At 74.0% G+C, this 515-nt stretch carries 1 pseudogene; it reads left to right on the top strand.

The window, feature by feature from the left end:
• Positions 1 to 515: pseudogene (locus ACTMTI_RS57005) on the top strand (RNA-guided endonuclease TnpB family protein); the annotation flags it as partial.

Genomic DNA, 515 nt, shown 5'->3' with positions numbered 1-515 from the left:
GCGGCCGTGCGGGCCATCGCCCGGGTGGCCGGCGCCTACGCCAACCGGCGCGCCACCAAGAAGCGTGCTCACATCTTCCGCCCGCACGGCGCCATTCCCTATGACGCCCGGCTGATGAGCTGGAACCGGGATGCCCGCACCGTGTCGCTGTGGACCCCCACCGGCCGCGTCACCGTCCCGTACACCGGCCGGCCGGAGGACCTCAAAGCCGTCGACACACTGCCGATCGGCGAGGCCGACCTGATCTTCCGGCGCGGGGTGTGGCTGTTGCAGGTCACCCTCACCCTGCCCAAGCCGGCGGTGTGCGAGCCGGTCAACGGCTTTGTGGGGGTGGATCAGGGGGTGGCGAACCTGGCGGTCACCTCCGACGGGGCGGTGCTGCCCGGCCCCGCCCTGCCCGGGCCGATCAACGGCAACGGCCACGTCCGCACCCTGCGGGAGCGGCGGCATCGCCAACGCCGCCGCCTGCAGGCCAAGGGCACTCCTGCGGCGCGGCGGGTGCTGCGCCGCCTGTC

The organism is Nonomuraea sp. H19, from assembly GCF_052068215.1.
In the GTDB taxonomy this organism is placed as follows: Bacteria; Actinomycetota; Actinomycetes; order Streptosporangiales; family Streptosporangiaceae; genus Nonomuraea.
Note: the sequence above shows the minus strand (reverse complement) of the source record. Positions and strands in the feature narration are given on the sequence as shown.